At 64.4% G+C, this 18,197-nt stretch carries 12 protein-coding genes, 3 rRNA genes and 1 pseudogene; 15 read left to right on the top strand and 1 reads right to left on the bottom strand.

Going from position 1 to position 18,197, the window contains the following annotated elements:
• Positions 1 to 157 precede the first annotated feature (157 nt).
• From ACZZ93_RS17835 to rrf, 3 genes are all read left to right on the top strand, one after another.
• Positions 158 to 1,681: ribosomal RNA gene (locus ACZZ93_RS17835) — 16S ribosomal RNA — on the top strand.
• A gap of 406 nt (positions 1,682 to 2,087) precedes the next feature.
• A 23S ribosomal RNA gene (locus tag ACZZ93_RS17840) occupies positions 2,088 to 5,192 on the top strand.
• A gap of 109 nt (positions 5,193 to 5,301) precedes the next feature.
• Positions 5,302 to 5,419: ribosomal RNA gene (gene rrf, locus ACZZ93_RS17845) — 5S ribosomal RNA — on the top strand.
• Together the 16S, 23S and 5S rRNA genes form the textbook arrangement of a ribosomal RNA operon.
• A 289-nt stretch (positions 5,420 to 5,708) precedes the next feature.
• On the opposite strand, the gene ACZZ93_RS17850 is transcribed toward rrf, so the two are convergent.
• On the bottom strand, positions 5,709 to 6,818 hold the full coding sequence (locus ACZZ93_RS17850; protein WP_463511683.1) for a hypothetical protein: 1,110 nt from the start codon (positions 6,816 to 6,818) through the stop codon (positions 5,709 to 5,711).
• Between ACZZ93_RS17850 and ACZZ93_RS17855 the strand changes: the two genes are divergently transcribed.
• The 12 genes and pseudogenes from ACZZ93_RS17855 to scpB all read left to right on the top strand — a co-directional run bounded on the left by ACZZ93_RS17855 (position 6,759) and on the right by scpB (position 18,161).
• The gene (locus tag ACZZ93_RS17855; RefSeq protein WP_463496533.1) at positions 6,759 to 7,772 is read left to right on the top strand and encodes a hypothetical protein; all 1,014 of its coding nucleotides are present in this window, start codon (positions 6,759 to 6,761) and stop codon (positions 7,770 to 7,772) included. The two genes, ACZZ93_RS17850 and ACZZ93_RS17855, sit on opposite strands and share 60 nt — an antisense overlap.
• A pseudogene (locus tag ACZZ93_RS17860) lies at positions 7,772 to 8,808 on the top strand (HAD-IIA family hydrolase). Before ACZZ93_RS17855 ends, ACZZ93_RS17860 begins: the two are co-directional and overlap by 1 nt.
• Before the next feature lie 63 nt (positions 8,809 to 8,871).
• Complete coding sequence (locus ACZZ93_RS17865; RefSeq protein ID WP_171821925.1) at positions 8,872 to 9,048, top strand: hypothetical protein; 177 nt, start codon at positions 8,872 to 8,874, stop codon at positions 9,046 to 9,048.
• Positions 9,045 to 9,842, top strand: a complete 798-nt coding sequence (locus tag ACZZ93_RS17870; protein WP_053096856.1) for a TlyA family RNA methyltransferase — start codon at positions 9,045 to 9,047, stop codon at positions 9,840 to 9,842. The genes ACZZ93_RS17865 and ACZZ93_RS17870 overlap by 4 nt, the downstream gene beginning before the upstream one ends.
• The gene (locus ACZZ93_RS17875) at positions 9,839 to 10,753 is read left to right on the top strand and encodes an NAD kinase (RefSeq protein WP_463511684.1); all 915 of its coding nucleotides are present in this window, start codon (positions 9,839 to 9,841) and stop codon (positions 10,751 to 10,753) included. Before ACZZ93_RS17870 ends, ACZZ93_RS17875 begins: the two co-directional genes overlap by 4 nt.
• Entirely contained in the window at positions 10,750 to 12,441 is a 1,692-nt protein-coding gene (gene recN, locus ACZZ93_RS17880; RefSeq protein WP_463511685.1) for a DNA repair protein RecN, read from the top strand. Before ACZZ93_RS17875 ends, recN begins: the two co-directional genes overlap by 4 nt.
• Positions 12,442 to 12,458: 17 nt before the next feature.
• Positions 12,459 to 14,177 carry a CTP synthase gene (locus tag ACZZ93_RS17885; protein ID WP_053096852.1) on the top strand — a complete coding sequence of 573 codons (1,719 nt, stop codon included), beginning with the start codon at positions 12,459 to 12,461 and terminating at the stop codon, positions 14,175 to 14,177.
• A gap of 14 nt (positions 14,178 to 14,191) precedes the next feature.
• On the top strand, positions 14,192 to 14,770 hold the full coding sequence (locus ACZZ93_RS17890; protein WP_394195476.1) for an NUDIX domain-containing protein: 579 nt from the start codon (positions 14,192 to 14,194) through the stop codon (positions 14,768 to 14,770).
• Between the two features lie 2 nt (positions 14,771 to 14,772).
• Positions 14,773 to 15,675 (top strand): site-specific tyrosine recombinase XerD, encoded by a 903-nt coding sequence (gene xerD / locus ACZZ93_RS17895; protein ID WP_463496539.1) that lies wholly within the window; start codon positions 14,773 to 14,775, stop codon positions 15,673 to 15,675.
• Positions 15,676 to 15,831: 156 nt separating this feature from the next.
• Entirely contained in the window at positions 15,832 to 16,665 is an 834-nt protein-coding gene (locus tag ACZZ93_RS17900; protein ID WP_053099169.1) for a ParA family protein, read from the top strand.
• Positions 16,666 to 16,738: 73 nt separating this feature from the next.
• The gene (locus ACZZ93_RS17905; RefSeq protein WP_295105834.1) at positions 16,739 to 17,557 is read left to right on the top strand and encodes a segregation and condensation protein A; all 819 of its coding nucleotides are present in this window, start codon (positions 16,739 to 16,741) and stop codon (positions 17,555 to 17,557) included.
• The gene (gene scpB, locus ACZZ93_RS17910) at positions 17,547 to 18,161 is read left to right on the top strand and encodes an SMC-Scp complex subunit ScpB (RefSeq protein ID WP_053096848.1); all 615 of its coding nucleotides are present in this window, start codon (positions 17,547 to 17,549) and stop codon (positions 18,159 to 18,161) included. Before ACZZ93_RS17905 ends, scpB begins: the two co-directional genes overlap by 11 nt.
• Positions 18,162 to 18,197: the final 36 nt, after the last annotated feature.

The raw sequence follows: 18,197 nt of genomic DNA on the forward strand, positions 1-18,197 counted from the left end.
AATAACCTCGATTCAGCTTCGGCTGGATGAGATTCCTTTGGATCAAAGACCAACCTCCTTGTGGGGTTGGCAACGGATAAAGTCAGCAATGATTTGTCTCTTTGGTCAGCATCAAACTCGCTGCGTCACCGTTTTCCCGGTGTCGTATGCATTTCTTTTTACGGAGAGTTTGATCCTGGCTCAGGATGAACGCTGGCGGCGTGCTTAACACATGCAAGTCGAACGGTGAACACGGAGCTTGCTCTGTGGGATCAGTGGCGAACGGGTGAGTAACACGTGAGCAACCTGCCCCTGACTCTGGGATAAGCGCTGGAAACGGCGTCTAATACTGGATACGAGTAGCGACCGCATGGTCAGTTACTGGAAAGATTTATTGGTTGGGGATGGGCTCGCGGCCTATCAGCTTGTTGGTGAGGTAATGGCTCACCAAGGCGTCGACGGGTAGCCGGCCTGAGAGGGTGACCGGCCACACTGGGACTGAGACACGGCCCAGACTCCTACGGGAGGCAGCAGTGGGGAATATTGCACAATGGGCGCAAGCCTGATGCAGCAACGCCGCGTGAGGGATGACGGCCTTCGGGTTGTAAACCTCTTTTAGCAGGGAAGAAGCGAAAGTGACGGTACCTGCAGAAAAAGCGCCGGCTAACTACGTGCCAGCAGCCGCGGTAATACGTAGGGCGCAAGCGTTATCCGGAATTATTGGGCGTAAAGAGCTCGTAGGCGGTTTGTCGCGTCTGCTGTGAAATCCGGAGGCTCAACCTCCGGCCTGCAGTGGGTACGGGCAGACTAGAGTGCGGTAGGGGAGATTGGAATTCCTGGTGTAGCGGTGGAATGCGCAGATATCAGGAGGAACACCGATGGCGAAGGCAGATCTCTGGGCCGTAACTGACGCTGAGGAGCGAAAGGGTGGGGAGCAAACAGGCTTAGATACCCTGGTAGTCCACCCCGTAAACGTTGGGAACTAGTTGTGGGGTCCATTCCACGGATTCCGTGACGCAGCTAACGCATTAAGTTCCCCGCCTGGGGAGTACGGCCGCAAGGCTAAAACTCAAAGGAATTGACGGGGACCCGCACAAGCGGCGGAGCATGCGGATTAATTCGATGCAACGCGAAGAACCTTACCAAGGCTTGACATATACGAGAACGGGCCAGAAATGGTCAACTCTTTGGACACTCGTAAACAGGTGGTGCATGGTTGTCGTCAGCTCGTGTCGTGAGATGTTGGGTTAAGTCCCGCAACGAGCGCAACCCTCGTTCTATGTTGCCAGCACGTAATGGTGGGAACTCATGGGATACTGCCGGGGTCAACTCGGAGGAAGGTGGGGATGACGTCAAATCATCATGCCCCTTATGTCTTGGGCTTCACGCATGCTACAATGGCCGGTACAAAGGGCTGCAATACCGCGAGGTGGAGCGAATCCCAAAAGCCGGTCCCAGTTCGGATTGAGGTCTGCAACTCGACCTCATGAAGTCGGAGTCGCTAGTAATCGCAGATCAGCAACGCTGCGGTGAATACGTTCCCGGGTCTTGTACACACCGCCCGTCAAGTCATGAAAGTCGGTAACACCTGAAGCCGGTGGCCTAACCCTTGTGGAGGGAGCCGTCGAAGGTGGGATCGGTAATTAGGACTAAGTCGTAACAAGGTAGCCGTACCGGAAGGTGCGGCTGGATCACCTCCTTTCTAAGGAGCATCTGACTCTTCGGAGTCCAGAACCCAGATCGAAGACGTTCGTTCTTCGCTGGGAGCTCATGGGTGGAACATTTGACATGGTGCGAAGGAAGAAGCTCTCGCTTAGTACACCGCTTGCGGTGGGAACGGGGAGGGTTTCGGATGTCGCACTTGCACGCTGTTGGGTCCTGAGGGACCGGATGCGATCTTCGGATCGTTTCTGTACCTCTGGGCCTCTTGTTGTTTCCCCTGTGGGGGTGGCGAGAAGGGGTACCGCCCGTACTTTGAGAACTACACAGTGGACGCGAGCATCTTGCAGCCGGCTTCGGTCGGTTGCACAAGATGATCTTAAAGATCATTAGTCAATTTCATGCCAGGCCTTCGGGTCTGGTGTCGATTCTGATTCAAACTCATGTGATTTCAAGTCTTTAAGAGCAAACGGTGGATGCCTTGGCATCTGGAGCCGAAGAAGGACGTAGCAATCTGCGATAAGCCTCGGGGAACTGATAAGCAAGTTTTGATCCGAGGGTGTCCGAATGGGGAAACCCCGCTGGGCGGCGTGCCGACCTAGTGACTCCCGCCTGAATATATAGGGCGGGTAGAGGGAACGTGGGGAAGTGAAACATCTCAGTACCCACAGGAAGAGAAAGCAACCGCGATTCCGTTAGTAGTGGCGAGCGAAACCGGAACAGGCTAAACCTAGCGTGTGTGATAGCCGGCAGGCGTTGCACGTTGGGGGTTGTGGGACTTTTCAGTCATCTCTGCCGAGATGGCGGCGTTACACGATGGTATAGACGAACGGTCTTGAAAGGCCGGTCATAGAGGGTGCCAACCCCGTAGTCGAAATGCCAACCGTGGCGCGAAGAGTATCCCAAGTAGCACGGGGCCCGTGAAATCCCGTGTGAATCTGTCAGGACCACCTGATAAGCCTAAATACTCCCAGATGACCGATAGCGGACAAGTACCGTGAGGGAAAGGTGAAAAGTACCCCGGGAGGGGAGTGAAATAGTACCTGAAACCGTTTGCTTACAAACCGTTGGAGCAGCCTTAGTAGCTGTGACAGCGTGCCTTTTGAAGAATGAGCCTGCGAGTTAGCGATATGTGGCGAGGTTAACCCGTTGAGGGGTAGCCGTAGCGAAAGCGAGTCTGAATAGGGCGATTCAGTCGCATGTCCTAGACCCGAAGCGAAGTGATCTATCCATGGCCAGGTTGAAGCGACGGTAAGACGTCGTGGAGGACCGAACCCACTTAGGTTGAAAACTGAGGGGATGAGCTGTGGATAGGGGTGAAAGGCCAATCAAACTTCGTGATAGCTGGTTCTCTCCGAAATGCATTTAGGTGCAGCGTTGCGTGTTTCTTGCCGGAGGTAGAGCTACTGGATGGCCGATGGGCCCTACAAGGTTACTGACGTCAGCCAAACTCCGAATGCCGGTAAGTGAGAGCGCAGCAGTGAGACTGTGGGGGATAAGCTTCATAGTCGAGAGGGAAACAACCCAGACCACCAACTAAGGTCCCAAAGCGCGTGCTAAGTGGGAAAGGATGTGGAGTTGCCTTGACAACCAGGAGGTTGGCTTAGAAGCAGCCACCCTTGAAAGAGTGCGTAATAGCTCACTGGTCAAGTGATTCCGCGCCGACAATGTAACGGGGCTCAAGCACGCCACCGAAGTTGTGGCATTGACATTATTGGTAGGCCTTCGTGGTCCAGCCGTGTTGATGGGTAGGAGAGCGTCGTGTGGCCAGCGAAGCGGCGGTGTAAACCAGCCGTGGAGGCTACACGAGTGAGAATGCAGGCATGAGTAGCGAAAGACGTGTGAGAAACACGTCCTCCGAAAGACCAAGGGTTCCAGGGTCAAGCTAATCTTCCCTGGGTAAGTCGGGACCTAAGGCGAGGCCGACAGGCGTAGTCGATGGACAACGGGTTGATATTCCCGTACCGGCGAAGAACCGCCCAAGCTAATCCAGTAGTGCTAAGTGTCTGAATCCCAGTGACTGATCCCTTCGGGGTGACGCGTTGGGCCTAGCGCACGACCCCATTCTGGTGCGGTTAGCGTATTAACAGGTGTGACGCAGGAAGGTAGTCCAAGCCAGGCGATGGTTGTCCTGGTGCAAGTGCGTAGGCCGAGAGATAGGCAAATCCGTCTCTCACATAGGCTGAGACACGATGCGGATAAAAAGTGGATGATCCTATGCTGCCAAGAAAAGCATCGACGCGAGGTTCTAGCCGCCCGTACCCCAAACCGACTCAGGTGGTCAGGTAGAGAATACCAAGGAGATCGAGAGAATCGTGGTTAAGGAACTCGGCAAAATGCCCCCGTAACTTCGGGAGAAGGGGGGCCTTCGACGTATTAGGACTTGCTCCGAAAGCGTTTGGAGGCCGCAGAGACTAGTGGGTAGCGACTGTTTACTAAAAACACAGGTCCGTGCCAAGTCGCAAGACGATGTATACGGACTGACGCCTGCCCGGTGCTGGAAGGTTAAGAGGACCGGTTAGCCGCAAGGCGAAGCTGAGAATTTAAGCCCCAGTAAACGGCGGTGGTAACTATAACCATCCTAAGGTAGCGAAATTCCTTGTCGGGTAAGTTCCGACCTGCACGAATGGCGTAACGACTTCCCAACTGTCTCAACCGCGAACTCGGCGAAATTGCATTACGAGTAAAGATGCTCGTTACGCGCAGCAGGACGGAAAGACCCCGTGACCTTTACTACAGCTTGGTATTGGTGTTCGGTGTGGCTTGTGTAGGATAGGTGGGAGACTGTGAAGCATGGACGCCAGTTCATGTGGAGTCATTGTTGAAATACCACTCTGGTCACTCTGGATATCTAACTTCGAACCGTAATCCGGTTCAGGGACAGTGCCTGGTGGGTAGTTTAACTGGGGCGGTTGCCTCCCAAAAAGTAACGGAGGCGCCCAAAGGTTCCCTCAACCTGGTTGGCAATCAGGTGTCGAGTGTAAGTGCACAAGGGAGCTTGACTGTGAGACTGACAGGTCGAGCAGGGACGAAAGTCGGGACTAGTGATCCGGCAGTGGCTTGTGGAAGCGCTGTCGCTCAACGGATAAAAGGTACCTCGGGGATAACAGGCTGATCTTGCCCAAGAGTCCATATCGACGGCATGGTTTGGCACCTCGATGTCGGCTCGTCGCATCCTGGGGCTGGAGTAGGTCCCAAGGGTTGGGCTGTTCGCCCATTAAAGCGGTACGCGAGCTGGGTTTAGAACGTCGTGAGACAGTTCGGTCCCTATCCGCTGCGCGCGTAGGAAATTTGAGAGGATCTGACCCTAGTACGAGAGGACCGGGTTGGACGAACCTCTGGTGTGTCAGTTGTTCCGCCAGGAGCACCGCTGATTAGCTACGTTCGGGATGGATAACCGCTGAAAGCATCTAAGCGGGAAGCCGGCCTCAAGATGAGATTTCCATACCTTCGGGTGAGAGGCTCCCAGCCAGACTACTGGGTTGATAGGCCAGATGTGGAAGTGCAGTAATGCATGCAGCTGACTGGTACTAATAAGCCGATGACTTGATAACACACCGTTTGTTGGTGCTACGCGTCCACTGAGTGGTTCTCGATGTACGGTCGAGAACCCTACAGACAACAATGATTTGTCTATAGGTTTGATTGAAACATCAATAGTGTTTCGGCGGCCATAGCGTGAGGGAAACGCCCGGTTTACATTCCGAACCCGGAAGCTAAGCCTCACAGCGCCGATGGTACTGCAGGGGGGACCCTGTGGGAGAGTAGGACACCGCCGGACTTCTTTTAAGCAAATGGCCACCCATCGTTGGGTGGCCATTTTGCGTTAACAACATCTAGAACAGGGAGCATCATGCCGGAAGAGGAAGAGCGCCGTCCGCGTCGCAACAACGACCAGGGATCGCGCAGTAACCGACCTTCCGGAGGACGCTCGGAACAGAATCGCAGCAGCGGTCCGCGTCGCGACGACGCACCCCGCCGCGAGGGCGGTTACAGTCGTGACGGAGGAGCCCCCGTTCTGGTGGGTACAACCGCGACAACCGCGATGGTGGCGCTCCCCGTTCCGGCGGCTACAGCCGCGATGGTGGTGCCCCCGTTCTGGTGGGTACAACCGCGATGGTGGTGCCCCCCATTCTGGTGGGTACAACCGCGATAACCGTGATGGTGGCGCTCCCCGTTCGGGCGGCTATAACCGTGATGGTGGCGCTCCCCGTTCGGGCGGCTATAACCGCGATGGGGGTGCCCCGCGCACTGGTGGGTACAACCGTGATAACCGTGACGGCGGCGCTCCGCGTTCCGGCGGTTACAACCGTGACATTCGTGACGGCGGCGCTCCGCGTTCGGGCGGTTACAACCGTGACAGCCGTGATGGTGGCGCACCCCGTTCGGGCGGCTACAGCCGTGATGGTGGTGCTCCCCGTACCGGTGGGTACAACCGTGACAGCCGTGATGGTGGTGCTCCGCGTTCTGGTGGGTACAGCCGTGACAATCGCGATGGTGGTGCTCCTCGCACTGGTGGGTACAGCCGTGACAGCCGTGACGGTGGTGCTCCTCGCACTGGTGGGTACAACCGTGACAGCCGTGACGGTGGTGCTCCTCGCACTGGTGGGTACAACCGCGACAGCCGTGACGGTGGTGCTCCCCGTACCGGTGGGTACAACCGCGACAACCGTGATGGTGGCGCTCCGCGTTCGGGCGGTTACAACCGTGACAGCCGTGACGGTGGCGCTCCGCGTTCTGGTGGCTACAACCGCGACAACCGTGATGGTGGCGCTCCGCGTTCTGGTGGGTACAACCGTGACAGCCGTGACGGTGGCGCACCTCGTACCGGTGGGTACAGCCGTGACGGTGGCGCTCCCCGTACCGGTGGGTACAACCGCGACAGTCGCGACGGTGGTTCTCCGCGTTCGGGTGGCTACAACCGTGACAGTCGCGACGGTGGCGCCCCCCGTACCGGCGGCTACAACCGCGACAACCGTGACGGTGGCGCACCGCGCTCGGGCGGCTACAACCGTGACAGCCGTGACGGTGGTGCTCCCCGCACGGGTGGCTACAACCGCGATGACCGCGCGCCGCGGCAGGACCGCGACTCGTCGCGCTCGTACCCGCAGCGTGGGGGAGTGGACCGTGAGCGTCCGGTGCAGGCAGCGGGCGATCGTCCTCGCTTCAACGACCCGCACATCCCCGATGACGTCACGGCCCGCGACCTGCACACGTCGGCGCGCAATGAGCTGAAGACCCTGAGCAAGGAGAACGCCGACCTCGTCGCTCGTCACCTCGCGATGGCGTCGCGTCTCATCGACGAGGATCCCGCTCTCGCACATGAGCACGCTCTCGCAGCATCCCGCCGTGCCGGCCGCATCGCGATCGTCCGCGAGACCCTCGGGATCACCGCCTATGCGACCGAGGACTTCGCTCTTGCGCTGCGTGAGCTGCGCACGTACCGCCGCATCTCCGGCAAGGACGATCAGATCGCCCTGATGGTCGACAGCGAGCGGGGCATCGGCCGCCCCGACCGTGCGCTCGAGACCGGTCGCGCTGTCGACCGGACCGCTCTGACCACGCCCGTCCGTGTCTCGCTGGCGATCGCCATGTCGGGTGCACGTCTGGATCAGGGCGACCTCGAACTCGCGCTCGGCGAACTCGAGATCCCTGAGCTCGACCCCGACCGCGCATTCGAGTGGAGCCCCGCACTCTTCGCTGCGCGCGCCGCCGTGCTCGAGGACTTGGGGCGCACCGACGAGGCAGAGTTCTGGGCGCATCGCGCCGAGGTCGCTGCGGAAGCGCTGGGCGTCGACGAAGCCGGTGATGAGGAGATCATCATCGAAGACGGTCTCATCGAAGGTGACTTCGATGACGACCATGCTGAAGACGGCCGGTCCGACTCTGAGTCCGACGATTCTGGCTCTGACGATTCTGAGTCCGACCTGGAGCCCGCCGAGTCCGACGAGACCATGGCGGCTGCAGGTGCTGAAGAGGCGGACACCGAGTCCGATATCGAGTCGGAACCGTCGATCGACGACGAGGTGCGTGAGCTTCTCGGCGAGGGCGAGGGCGAGGACGAGGACGAGGACGGCGACCCCGCCGACGCCGACGCGAAGCGCACAGCATCCGAGCCCTCTGAGGAGGCGTAGTGGGGCTGTTCTCCAAGAAGCCCGCGCTGCGCACGCCGCTCGACGGCGTCGACGCCGTGCTCGCTGACCTGGATGGCGTCGTCTATGCGGGCCCTGGCGCGCTGCCCTACGCGGTGGAGAGCCTCAACGCGGCCGGTGAGACCGCGAGACTCGGTTACATCACGAACAACGCGTCGCGCACCGACGCGTCGGTCGCCGAGCACCTGAGCAGCCTGGGTCTCGACGTCGCCCCGGCTGATGTCATCACCAGCCCGCAGGCCGCCATGCGGCTGCTCGCCGGGATCGTGCCCCTCCGGCGACGCTGCTGATCGTCGGGGGAGCCGGGCTCGTGGACGAGGCCGAGAAGGCCGGGTACACGGTGACTCGCAGTGCAGAGGACGCTCCGGATGCGGTCGTGCAGGGCTTCGCCCCTGAGGTCGCCTGGACGGACCTGGCAGAAGCGGCGTTCGCCCTGAAGCTCCCCGAAGATGAGGGCGGCATCCCGTGGATCGCCACCAACACCGACTGGACGATCCCGCGCGAACGCGGCGTCGCCCCGGGCAACGGGACGCTCGTGTCCGCCGTGCACACGGCGATCGGTCGGCTCGCGACAGTGGCAGGCAAACCGGAGACTCCGATCTTCGAGGAGGCCACGTCGCGCTTCGGCGCGACGAAGCCGCTGTTCATCGGCGACCGTCTCGACACCGACATTCTCGGGGCGGTGAGGGCGGGTATCGACTCCGCGCTGGTGCTCACGGGCATCGACCGGCCGAAGCATGTGCTCGCGGCACCGGAAGGATCCCGTCCGACGTACATCCTGAGCGATCTGCGGGAACTGCACCAGCCGTACCCGGAGCTCACGTCCAAGGACGGCGTCTATTCGGTCAACGGCGCGTCTGTGCGCGTCACCGGTGCGGATGTCGAGATCATCGCCGAGGGCGAGGCGCAGATCGATCTGCTGCGCGCCGGAGCAGCCGCGATCTGGGCTTCCGGGACACCGGTGTTCGTGCTTCGCGTCCCTGAGCGCCTCTACGACGACCCCTTCCACCGGCCCTGACGGGCAGCCGGGCCCTCGCCGTGGCTCCGACGACGTGTCGGCCCTGCCGCGTACAGTAGAAGCGTGAGCGAAGAGACGACGAACGCACCGACCGATGGTCTGTGGAGTCGCCTGCGCCTGATCGAGGGGCAGCCTCTCGCTGCCAGAGCAGACGCGTACTCCGGGCTGCATGACGAGCTGTCCCGCCGCCTCGACAGCGGCGCGAGACTCGATCAGCGCGATGCGCCGGGCGCCCGATGACGCGACTCGACGCTGCCCTCGCCGCGCGAGGACTCGCCCGCTCACGCACCCACGCCGCAACCCTGATCGCCGACGGTCTGGTGAGCGTCGACGGCCGACCGGTCGTGAAGGCGTCGACGCCTGTCAGCGATGAGGCCGAGATCTCCGTCGCGGGTGCCGACCACTATGTCGGTCGCGGCGCGCACAAGCTGGTCGCCGCGCTCGACGGCTTCGGCATCTCTGCCGAAGGGCGCCTGGCGCTCGACATGGGCGCCTCCACCGGTGGCTTCACCCAGGTGTTGCGTGAGCGCGGAGCGCGCCGTGTGCTGGCCGTCGACGTCGGACACGATCAGATGGCCGCTGCCGTGGCATCCGATCCCGGTGTGGTGCGCGTCGAGGGGTACAACGTCCGATACATGACCCCAGAGAACCTGAGGGACGTGACCGGGGAGGACGCAGCCCCCGACCTCATCGTGGGCGACCTCTCGTTCATCTCGCTCGAGCACGTCCTGCCGGCCGTCGCGAGCGTGGCAGCGGCGGGATCCGACATCGTGCTGCTGGTCAAACCCCAGTTCGAGGTCGGTCGAACGGCCGTGCGCGGGGGACTGGTGACAGATCCCGCCACGCGCGCCGACGCCGTCGCGCGGACGGCGTGGAGCGCTTGGGACGCGGGGCTCGGCATGCTCGGCATCCTGTCCTCCCCGATTCTCGGGACCCACGGGAACACGGAATACCTTCTGCACCTCGCACCGGGCCGCGGCAGTGATCCGTCAGAATGGTCGGACCGCATCAACGAACTGACAGGGAGACGATGAACGAGCGCAACATCCTGGTCGTCGCCCATGCCGGCAGGGAAGACACGGTCGAAGCGGCCCTCCGCGTGGTCGATGCGCTGCGTGGCGCGGGGGCGCGCCCCGTGCTCGCCGCCGACGACAGCCTCGACCTGCGTGCCGTCGATGCCCGCTTCGCGGATGTCGACGTGCTCGGCGAGACGGTGCAGCAGGAGCAGCTCGAGCTCGCGATCGTCCTGGGCGGCGACGGCACGATCCTGCGAGCCGCCGAGCTGGTGCGCGGCTGCGCGGCTCCCGTGCTCGGGATCAACATGGGCCACGTCGGATTCCTCGCGGAGATCGACCGCGATGACATGGATGCCGCCATGCGCCGCGTCATCGACCGCGACTACGAGGTCGAAGAGCGTCTCGCGCTGTCCGTCCGGGTCAAGGACGTCGACGGCGAGGTGGTCTACGAGACGTTCGCCCTCAACGAGGCGACGGTCGAGAAGGCGAGTCGGGAGCGCATGATCGAGGTCGTGCTCGAGATCGACGGACGCCCCCTCTCGAGCTTCGGATGCGACGGAATGGTCGTGTCCACTCCGACCGGGTCCACGGCCTACAACTTCTCCGCGGGCGGTCCGGTCATCTGGCCGAGCGTCGAAGCCATCGCGGTGGTGCCGCTCTCGGCGCACGCCCTCTTCGCCAAGCCGCTGGTGGTCAGCCCCGACGCCGCTGTGGCCATCGAGATGCTCGAAGGCACGTCCGGCGCTGGCATCCTCTGGTGCGACGGGCGACGGTTCCACGACCTGCCGCCGGGGGCCCGAGTCGTCGTGCGGCGATCATCGCGCCCCGTGCGCCTCGCGCGTCTGCACCCGACCGCGTTCACCGATCGTCTGGTGCGCAAGTTCCAGTTGCCGGTCGCGGGATGGCGCGGGCAGGGGGCAGCCTCATGATCGAGGAGATGCGGATGCAGGGACTCGGCGTGATCGCCGACGCCGTGCTGCCTCTCGGGCCCGGATTCACCGCGATCACAGGTGAGACCGGTGCCGGCAAGACGATGGTCGTGACCGGCCTCGGCCTGCTGCTCGGTCAGCGCGCCGATTCCGGAGCGGTGCGTGCCGGTGCCACCCAGGCCTCGGTCGCGGGCGTGTGGATCGTCCCCGAGACCGGCGACGTCGCGGACATCGTGGCAGACGCCGGGGGCGAGCTGGAACCCGCCGGTTCCGGTGCCGCAGAGCTGTACGTCTCACGCACGCTGAGCGCCGAGGGACGCAGCCGTGCGAGCGTCGGAGGACGCGCGGCGCCGGCGGGTGTGCTGTCGGCCCTGGCCGAGGAGCTGGTCGTCGTGCACGGTCAGTCCGAGCAGCTCAGGCTGCGCTCTGCCGCTGCGCAGCGCGATGCGCTCGATCGCTTCGGAGGAGCGCCGATCGCCCGGGCGCTCGACGCCTACGCATCGTCGTTCACCCGGTGGCGCGAGCTGGATTCCGAGATCGCGGACATCACCGAGAACCGTGATCGCCGAGCCGACGAGGCCTCCCGGCTTCGGGAGGCACTTGCTCTCATCGAGGCTGCCGCCCCGGAACCGGGCGAGGACGTCGAGCTGTCGGCACGGGCCGAGCGCCTGGCGAACGCCGAGGAGCTGCGCCTCGCGGCCTCGCTCGCCCACGGCGCGCTCTCGAACGAAGAGGGCGAGCCCGACGCATCCGCATTGATCGCCGAGGCGCGTCGCGCGCTCGAACGGGTCTCCGACGCCGCGCTCACCGAGATATCCGCAGGCCTCGCCGACATCGGCTACCGGATCGCCGACATCGCCGGACAGCTCTCCGCCTACCTCGCCGATCTCGACGAATCGGGACCGCACGAGCTCGCGGCTGTCGAAGAACGGCGCGCGGCACTGAGCACGCTCATCCGTGCGCACGGTTCGCTGGACGAGGCGCTCGAGCTGTGGCAGACCGGATCGACCCGGCTCGCCGAACTCGAAGACGACGGCGAGCGGCTCGCACGCCTCGAGGCCGAACGGGACGCCGCTCGCGCTGAGCTGGATTCCCGGGCCGAGGCACTGACCGCGAAGCGCACCGCAGCCGCAGCACGACTGGGCGTCGCCGTGAGCGATGAGCTGCGCGAGCTCGCCATGCCGGACGCGACTCTCGAGGTCGCGGTCACGCCCGGGGCGGAGAGCGCTCACGGCCGCGACGACGTCGCCATCCTGCTCGCGCCCCACCCCGGTGCCGAACCCCGCTCCGTCTCGAAGGGGGCATCCGGCGGTGAGCTGTCGCGCGTGATGCTCGCCATCGAGGTCGTGATCGCCGGCACCGACCCCGTGCCGACCTTCGTCTTCGACGAGGTCGATGCCGGCATCGGCGGTGCGGCGGCGATCGAGGTCGGCCGACGACTCGCCCGACTCGCAGAGAAGTCGCAGGTGATCGCCGTGACCCATCTGGCTCAGGTCGCCGCGTTCGCCAACAACCACCTCTCCGTCGTGAAATCCCACGACGGAGCAGTCACCGCATCGAGTGTCCGCCGTCTCGAAGGCCAGGAGCGCGAGGCCGAGATGGCCCGACTGCTGTCCGGATTGACCGATTCGGATGCCGCGATCACCCACGCCCGAGAACTTCTCAGCCTCGGCGCCCTCACCTCCTGATAGGATCGAAGCCCGTGATGAACTCTTCTTCTGCGGGGCCCAAGAACGACACGACCAAGCACATCTTTGTGACGGGTGGTGTCGTTTCGTCTTTGGGTAAGGGGCTCACTGCCGCAAGCCTCGGCAACCTCCTCACCGCACGCGGACTCCGCGTCGTGATGCAGAAGCTCGACCCGTATCTCAACGTCGATCCGGGCACGATGAACCCGTTCCAGCACGGTGAGGTCTTCGTCACGGATGACGGTGCCGAGACCGACCTCGACATCGGCCACTACGAGCGCTTCCTCGACATCAACCTGTCGCAGGCGGCGAACGTCACGACCGGTCAGATCTACTCGCAGGTCATCGCCCGCGAGCGTCGCGGCGAGTACCTCGGCGACACCGTGCAGGTCATCCCGCACATCACCGATGAGATCAAGCGCCGCATGCGTCTGCAGGCGACCGAGGATCCTCGCCCCGACGTGATCATCACCGAGGTCGGCGGAACGGTCGGCGACATCGAGTCGCAGCCGTTCCTCGAGGCCGCTCGTCAGCTGCGTCACGAGCTCGGACGCGACAGCGTGTTCTTCGTGCACGTCTCGCTGGTTCCGTTCATGGGCGCATCCGGTGAGCAGAAGACGAAGCCGACCCAGCACTCGGTGGCGGCCCTCCGTCAGGTCGGCATCCAGCCCGATGCCCTCGTGCTCCGCAGCGACCGGCCTGTGAGCGAGAGCAACCGCAACAAGATCGCACTCATGTGCGACGTCGACGCCGAGGGCGTCATCAACACGGTCGATCTGCCGAGCATCTACGACATCCCTTCGACGCTCAACGACCAGGGGCTCGACTCGTACATCGTGCGCCGCCTCGGACTCGACCAGAAGGCTGCCGACGAGGTGGACTGGTCGCGCTGGAGCAAGGTCCTCCACGCCGTGCACAACCCGAAGCATGAGGTCACCATCGGCCTGGTCGGCAAGTACATCGACCTGCCGGACGCCTACCTCTCGGTGACCGAAGCGCTGAAGGCCGGCGGTTTCGCACAGGAGACCAAGGTCAACATCCGCTGGATCCCGTCGGACCGCTGCGAGACCCCCGAGGGCGCCCGCGAGCAGCTCGCCGCACTCGACGGCATCTGCGTTCCCGGTGGCTTCGGCATCCGTGGGATCGAGGGCAAGCTCGGTGCGCTGAAGTTCGCGCGCGAGCAGGGAATTCCGACCCTCGGCCTCTGCCTCGGCCTCCAGTGCATGGTCATCGAATACGCCCGTGATGTCGCCGGCATCGAGGGCGCGTCGTCGAGCGAGTTCGACCCCGAGACGACCGAGCCGGTCATCGCCACGATGGCGGAGCAGATCGAGATCCTCGACGGTGGAGACCTGGGTGGCACGATGCGGCTCGGCCTCTACAAGGCGGCGCTGGCGGAGGGCTCCCTGGCGAGCGAGCTGTACGGCGGCCCCGAGGCGTCGGAGCGTCACCGCCACCGCTACGAGGTCAACAACGCCTACCGTGCGCGTCTCTCCGAGGCCGGTCTGGTCTTCTCGGGTCTCAACCCCGAGCTCGACCTGGTCGAGTACGTCGAGCTCCCGCGGGACGTCCACCCGTACTACATCGCCACCCAGGCGCACCCGGAGCTCCGCTCGCGCCCGACCGACCCGCACCCGCTGTTCCGTGGCCTGGTCGGGGCTGCGATCGAGCGTCACCGCTCGAGCGAGCTCTTCGACGTCGAGGCCGATGCCGAGTTCGGCGAAGCAGTCGCCTGAGCGTGGCGAAGCCCATGTCTGAGTTCGATGAGCTGAGAGACGAGCCCTTCCAGCCGGAGGTTCTGCAGAGTGACCTCGTCTACGAGGGTGCCGTCTGGAATGTGCGCGACGACCGTGTGCGTTACGGCGACGGGGAGATCCGCCGTCAGTATGTCGCGCACACCGGCGCCGTAGCGATCCTCGCGCTCGATGACCAGGGTCGCGTACTGCTGATCCAGCAGTACCGGCACCCGATCCGTCACCGCGACTGGGAGCTGCCGGCAGGTCTGCTCGACATGCCGGGGGAGGAGCCTCTCGCGGCAGCTCAGCGTGAGCTGGCGGAGGAGGCCGATCTCGTCGCCGCGCACTGGGAGCCGCTCGTATCGTCGTGGACGACCCCGGGTGGCAACGACGAGGTCATCCACGTCTTCCTCGCGAGTGGCGTGTCGGCGGCGAACGAAGCGCACGCGCGCGTGGACGAAGAGGCTGACATTCGCGTGGAGTGGGTGCCGCTCGATGCCGCGGTCGCCGCGGTGCTCGACGGGCGGATGCGCAACGGCATCCTCAGCATCGGCGTCCTCGCGGCCGCGCAGAGGCTGCGCGACCGGAGCTGAGCATGCAGCTCGACCGAGCGTTGGACACGTATCTGCGCCACGTCACGATCGAGCGCGGTCTCAGCGAGCACACCATCTCGGCGTATCGGCGCGACCTCGACACGTATCTGGAGTGGCTCGTGTCCGAGGGGGTGACGGACACCGCTGAGATCAGCGCTGCGGTCGTCGGACGCTTCATCGCCGATCGCTCCGGGGCCGATCCGGCTCCTGCGGCGACGAGCCTCGCCCGTCTGCAGTCGTCGGTGCGCGGATGGCACCGGTTCCTGGCGCGTGAAGGGATCGAACCGGATGACCCGAGCGGCCGTCTCCGTCCGCCCAAGGCCCCGCGGCGTCTGCCGAAGGCCCTGACGATCGACCAGGTCGAGAGCCTCCTCGGCGCCCCCAGCGCGGAGGACCCTCTGGGCATCCGTGACCGGGCCCTGCTCGAGCTGCTCTACGCGACCGGCGCTCGTGTGTCGGAGGCCGTCGGGCTCGACGTCGACGACCTCGCTCATGGCGATGTCCTGCGCCTCCGCGGCAAGGGGTCGAAGGAACGTATCGTGCCGATCGGCTCGTTCGCCCGCGCAGCGGTTGACGCGTACCTCACCCGGGTCCGTCCCGGGCTCGCAGTGAAGGGTCGGGCGTCGGCGCGGCTGTTCCTCGGCGCGCGCGGCGCGCCCCTGTCGCGCCAGAGCGCCTGGCTGGTCATCCGCGCGGCCGCGGAGAACGCGCACATCACCGCCGATGTCTCACCGCACACGCTGCGGCACTCGTTCGCCACGCACCTGCTGCAGGGCGGCGCAGACGTGCGCGTCGTGCAGGAGCTGCTCGGACACGCCTCGGTCGCGACGACCCAGATCTACACGCACGTGTCTGTCGACACGCTGCGCGACATATACGCGACGTCGCACCCTCGCGCCCGGTGAGCCGAGCTGCGGCCAAAACGCGGGATCGCCGCGGCCGAGGCGTGGAACCCTCCGGGCGATCGGTAGACTCGATCAAGCACGAAACGAGCAGGAGAATCGGTGGCTGAGAACGCGGCGAAGTCCAGGGCGAAGACGTCGAAGACCGACGACACCCCCATGGGACCCACCGGGCGTCCCTATCACGGCTTCGCGACCCCTGCTCCTCTCGCCTCGCATGGTCCGGCCCGCATCATCGCCCTCTGCAATCAGAAGGGCGGCGTCGGCAAGACCACGACCTCGATCAACCTCGCCGCGGCCCTCGCCGAATATGGCCGGAAGGTCCTCGCGGTCGACTTCGACCCGCAGGGCGCACTGTCGGCAGGTCTCGGCATTCAGACGCACGATGTGCCGACGATCTACGATCTGCTGCTCGACACCAAGCGCGACGCACATGATGCGATCGTGCACTCGGGTGTCGAAGGCCTCGACGTCATGCCGGCGAACATCGACCTGTCGGCCGCTGAGGTGCACCTCGTGAACGAGGTCGCCCGCGAGACGATCCTCGCCCGTGTCCTCCGCCAGGTCGCGGGGGAGTACGACGTCATCCTCATCGACTGCCAGCCCTCGCTCGGTCTGCTGACGGTCAACGCGCTGACCGCCGCTCACGGCGTCATCATCCCGCTCGAGTGCGAGTTCTTCGCGCTTCGCGGTGTGGCGCTGCTGATCGAGACGATCGACAAGGTGCGCGACCGGCTGAACCCGTCGATCACCATGGACGGCCTCCTCGCCACCATGTACGACCCGCGCACCCTGCACTCGCGTGAGGTTCTCGAGCGTGTGGTCGAGGCGTTCGGGGACGACGTCCTGGAGACCGTGATCGGTCGAACCGTCAAGTTCCCCGATGCATCGGTGTCCGGTGTGCCGATCACCGAGTTCGCTCCGGAGCACGCTGCCGCGCAGGCGTACCTGCGACTGGCGCGGGAGCTGGTCGCCCGTGGCGCTGTCGCCTGAGCTCGAGCCGCCAGACACCCCGGCTCAGTCCGTCTCGCCTCAGTCCGTCTCGCCCGTTCAGTCCGTCGCGGACATCGGCTCAGACATCGCTGACACCGCACTGCCGGCGGATCCCGGGTTCCGCGTCTCCCTGTCGAACTTCGACGGCCCGTTCGACCTTCTGCTGAACCTCATCTCGAAGCACGAGATGGACATCACCGAGGTGTCGCTGAGCGCCGTCACCAACGAGTTCATCGCTTACCTCAAGGAGCTCGACGACGACGAGGAGCTCGATCAGGCGTCCGAGTTCCTGGTGGTCGCAGCGACGCTGCTCGACATGAAGGTGGCGGGACTGCTGCCTCAGGGCGAGCTGGTGGATGCCGAAGCCGTCGCTCTTCTCGAAGCACGTGACCTCCTCTTCGCGCGACTCCTGCAGTACCGCGCCTTCAAAGAGGTCTCGGCGTGGTTCGCCCGATGCCTGCAGCGCGAGGACCGTCGGCACGTGCGTGCTGTCCGGCTGGATGAGAAGCACAGGCGAAAGACCCCCGAGCTCGTGTGGTCGCTCAGCGCGGATGACTTCGCCGCGCTCGCGCTTCTCGCGTTCGCGCCGAAGGAGATCCCGCATGTCGGCCTCGATCACCTGCACGCTCCGCTCGTCAGCATCCGCGAACAGGCCGCGATCGTGGTCACTCTGCTGCGCGCGGCGGAGTCCGTGAGCTTCCGCGAGCTGGTCGCGGGTGTGAGCGAGCCCGGGATCGTGGTCGCGCGGTTCATCTCTGTGCTGGAGCTCTACCGGCACGCCGCACTCTCCTTCGAGCAACTGGAACCGCTCGGCGAGCTCACGCTGCGCTGGGCTGCCGACTCCTGGTCGGACGAGACACTGGCATCCCTGGGAGCCGACTATGACCGATGACACCGTTGACGCAGTGACCGGAGCCGTGACCGAGCCGGCCGTGCGTGACACGCCCCTCTCCGAGCGCATAGAGGCGATCCTGCTGATCATCGACGAGCCGATCGGACTCGTCGCTCTCGCCGCTGCCGTCGGATCACCGGTCGCTGCCGTCCGACAGACGATCGAGACGCTGGTCGACGATTACGACGGCAAGGGTCACGGACCGCGACGGGGTTTCGAGCTGCGTGAGGTCGGCGGGGGCTGGCGCCTGTACGTCCGCGAGGATCACGACGACGTCGTCGCGGAGTTCGTCGGGGGACAAGCGCCGGCACGACTCTCGCAGGCGGCGCTCGAGACGCTCGCGGTGATCGCCTACAAGCAGCCCGTCACGCGCAGCCAGGTGGCGTCGATCCGCGCGGTGAACGTCGACTCCGTCGTGCGGACGCTCCTCGCACGAGGTCTCATCACCGAGCTGTTCGCGGACTCCGAGACCGGCGCCATCAACTACGGCACGACCGACGCGCTGCTGCAGCACCTGGGCATCAACTCGCTCGACGAGCTGCCCCCCATCTCTCCTCTGCTCGACGACGGCGCGGACGGCTTCGACGAAGGGACCATCCGATGATCTCGGTCGTCCTGACGGCGGCGACCGGCCGCGTCG

The sequence above is a fragment of the Microbacterium sp. AC026 genome (genome assembly GCF_979258475.1).

Bases quoted from the DNA above. Each gene is read 5' to 3' on its own strand.
- ACZZ93_RS17870 (WP_053096856.1), top strand. From the start codon at position 9,045: ATGACGCGACTCGACGCTGCCCTCGCCGCGCGAGGACTCGCCCGCTCA.
- ACZZ93_RS17875 (WP_463511684.1), top strand. From the start codon at position 9,839: ATGAACGAGCGCAACATCCTGGTCGTCGCCCATGCCGGCAGGGAAGAC.
- recN (WP_463511685.1), top strand. From the start codon at position 10,750: ATGATCGAGGAGATGCGGATGCAGGGACTCGGCGTGATCGCCGACGCC.
- ACZZ93_RS17885 (WP_053096852.1), top strand. From the start codon at position 12,459: ATGAACTCTTCTTCTGCGGGGCCCAAGAACGACACGACCAAGCACATC.
- ACZZ93_RS17890 (WP_394195476.1), top strand. From the start codon at position 14,192: ATGTCTGAGTTCGATGAGCTGAGAGACGAGCCCTTCCAGCCGGAGGTT.
- xerD (WP_463496539.1), top strand. From the start codon at position 14,773: ATGCAGCTCGACCGAGCGTTGGACACGTATCTGCGCCACGTCACGATC.
- ACZZ93_RS17900 (WP_053099169.1), top strand. From the start codon at position 15,832: ATGGGACCCACCGGGCGTCCCTATCACGGCTTCGCGACCCCTGCTCCT.
- scpB (WP_053096848.1), top strand. From the start codon at position 17,547: ATGACCGATGACACCGTTGACGCAGTGACCGGAGCCGTGACCGAGCCG.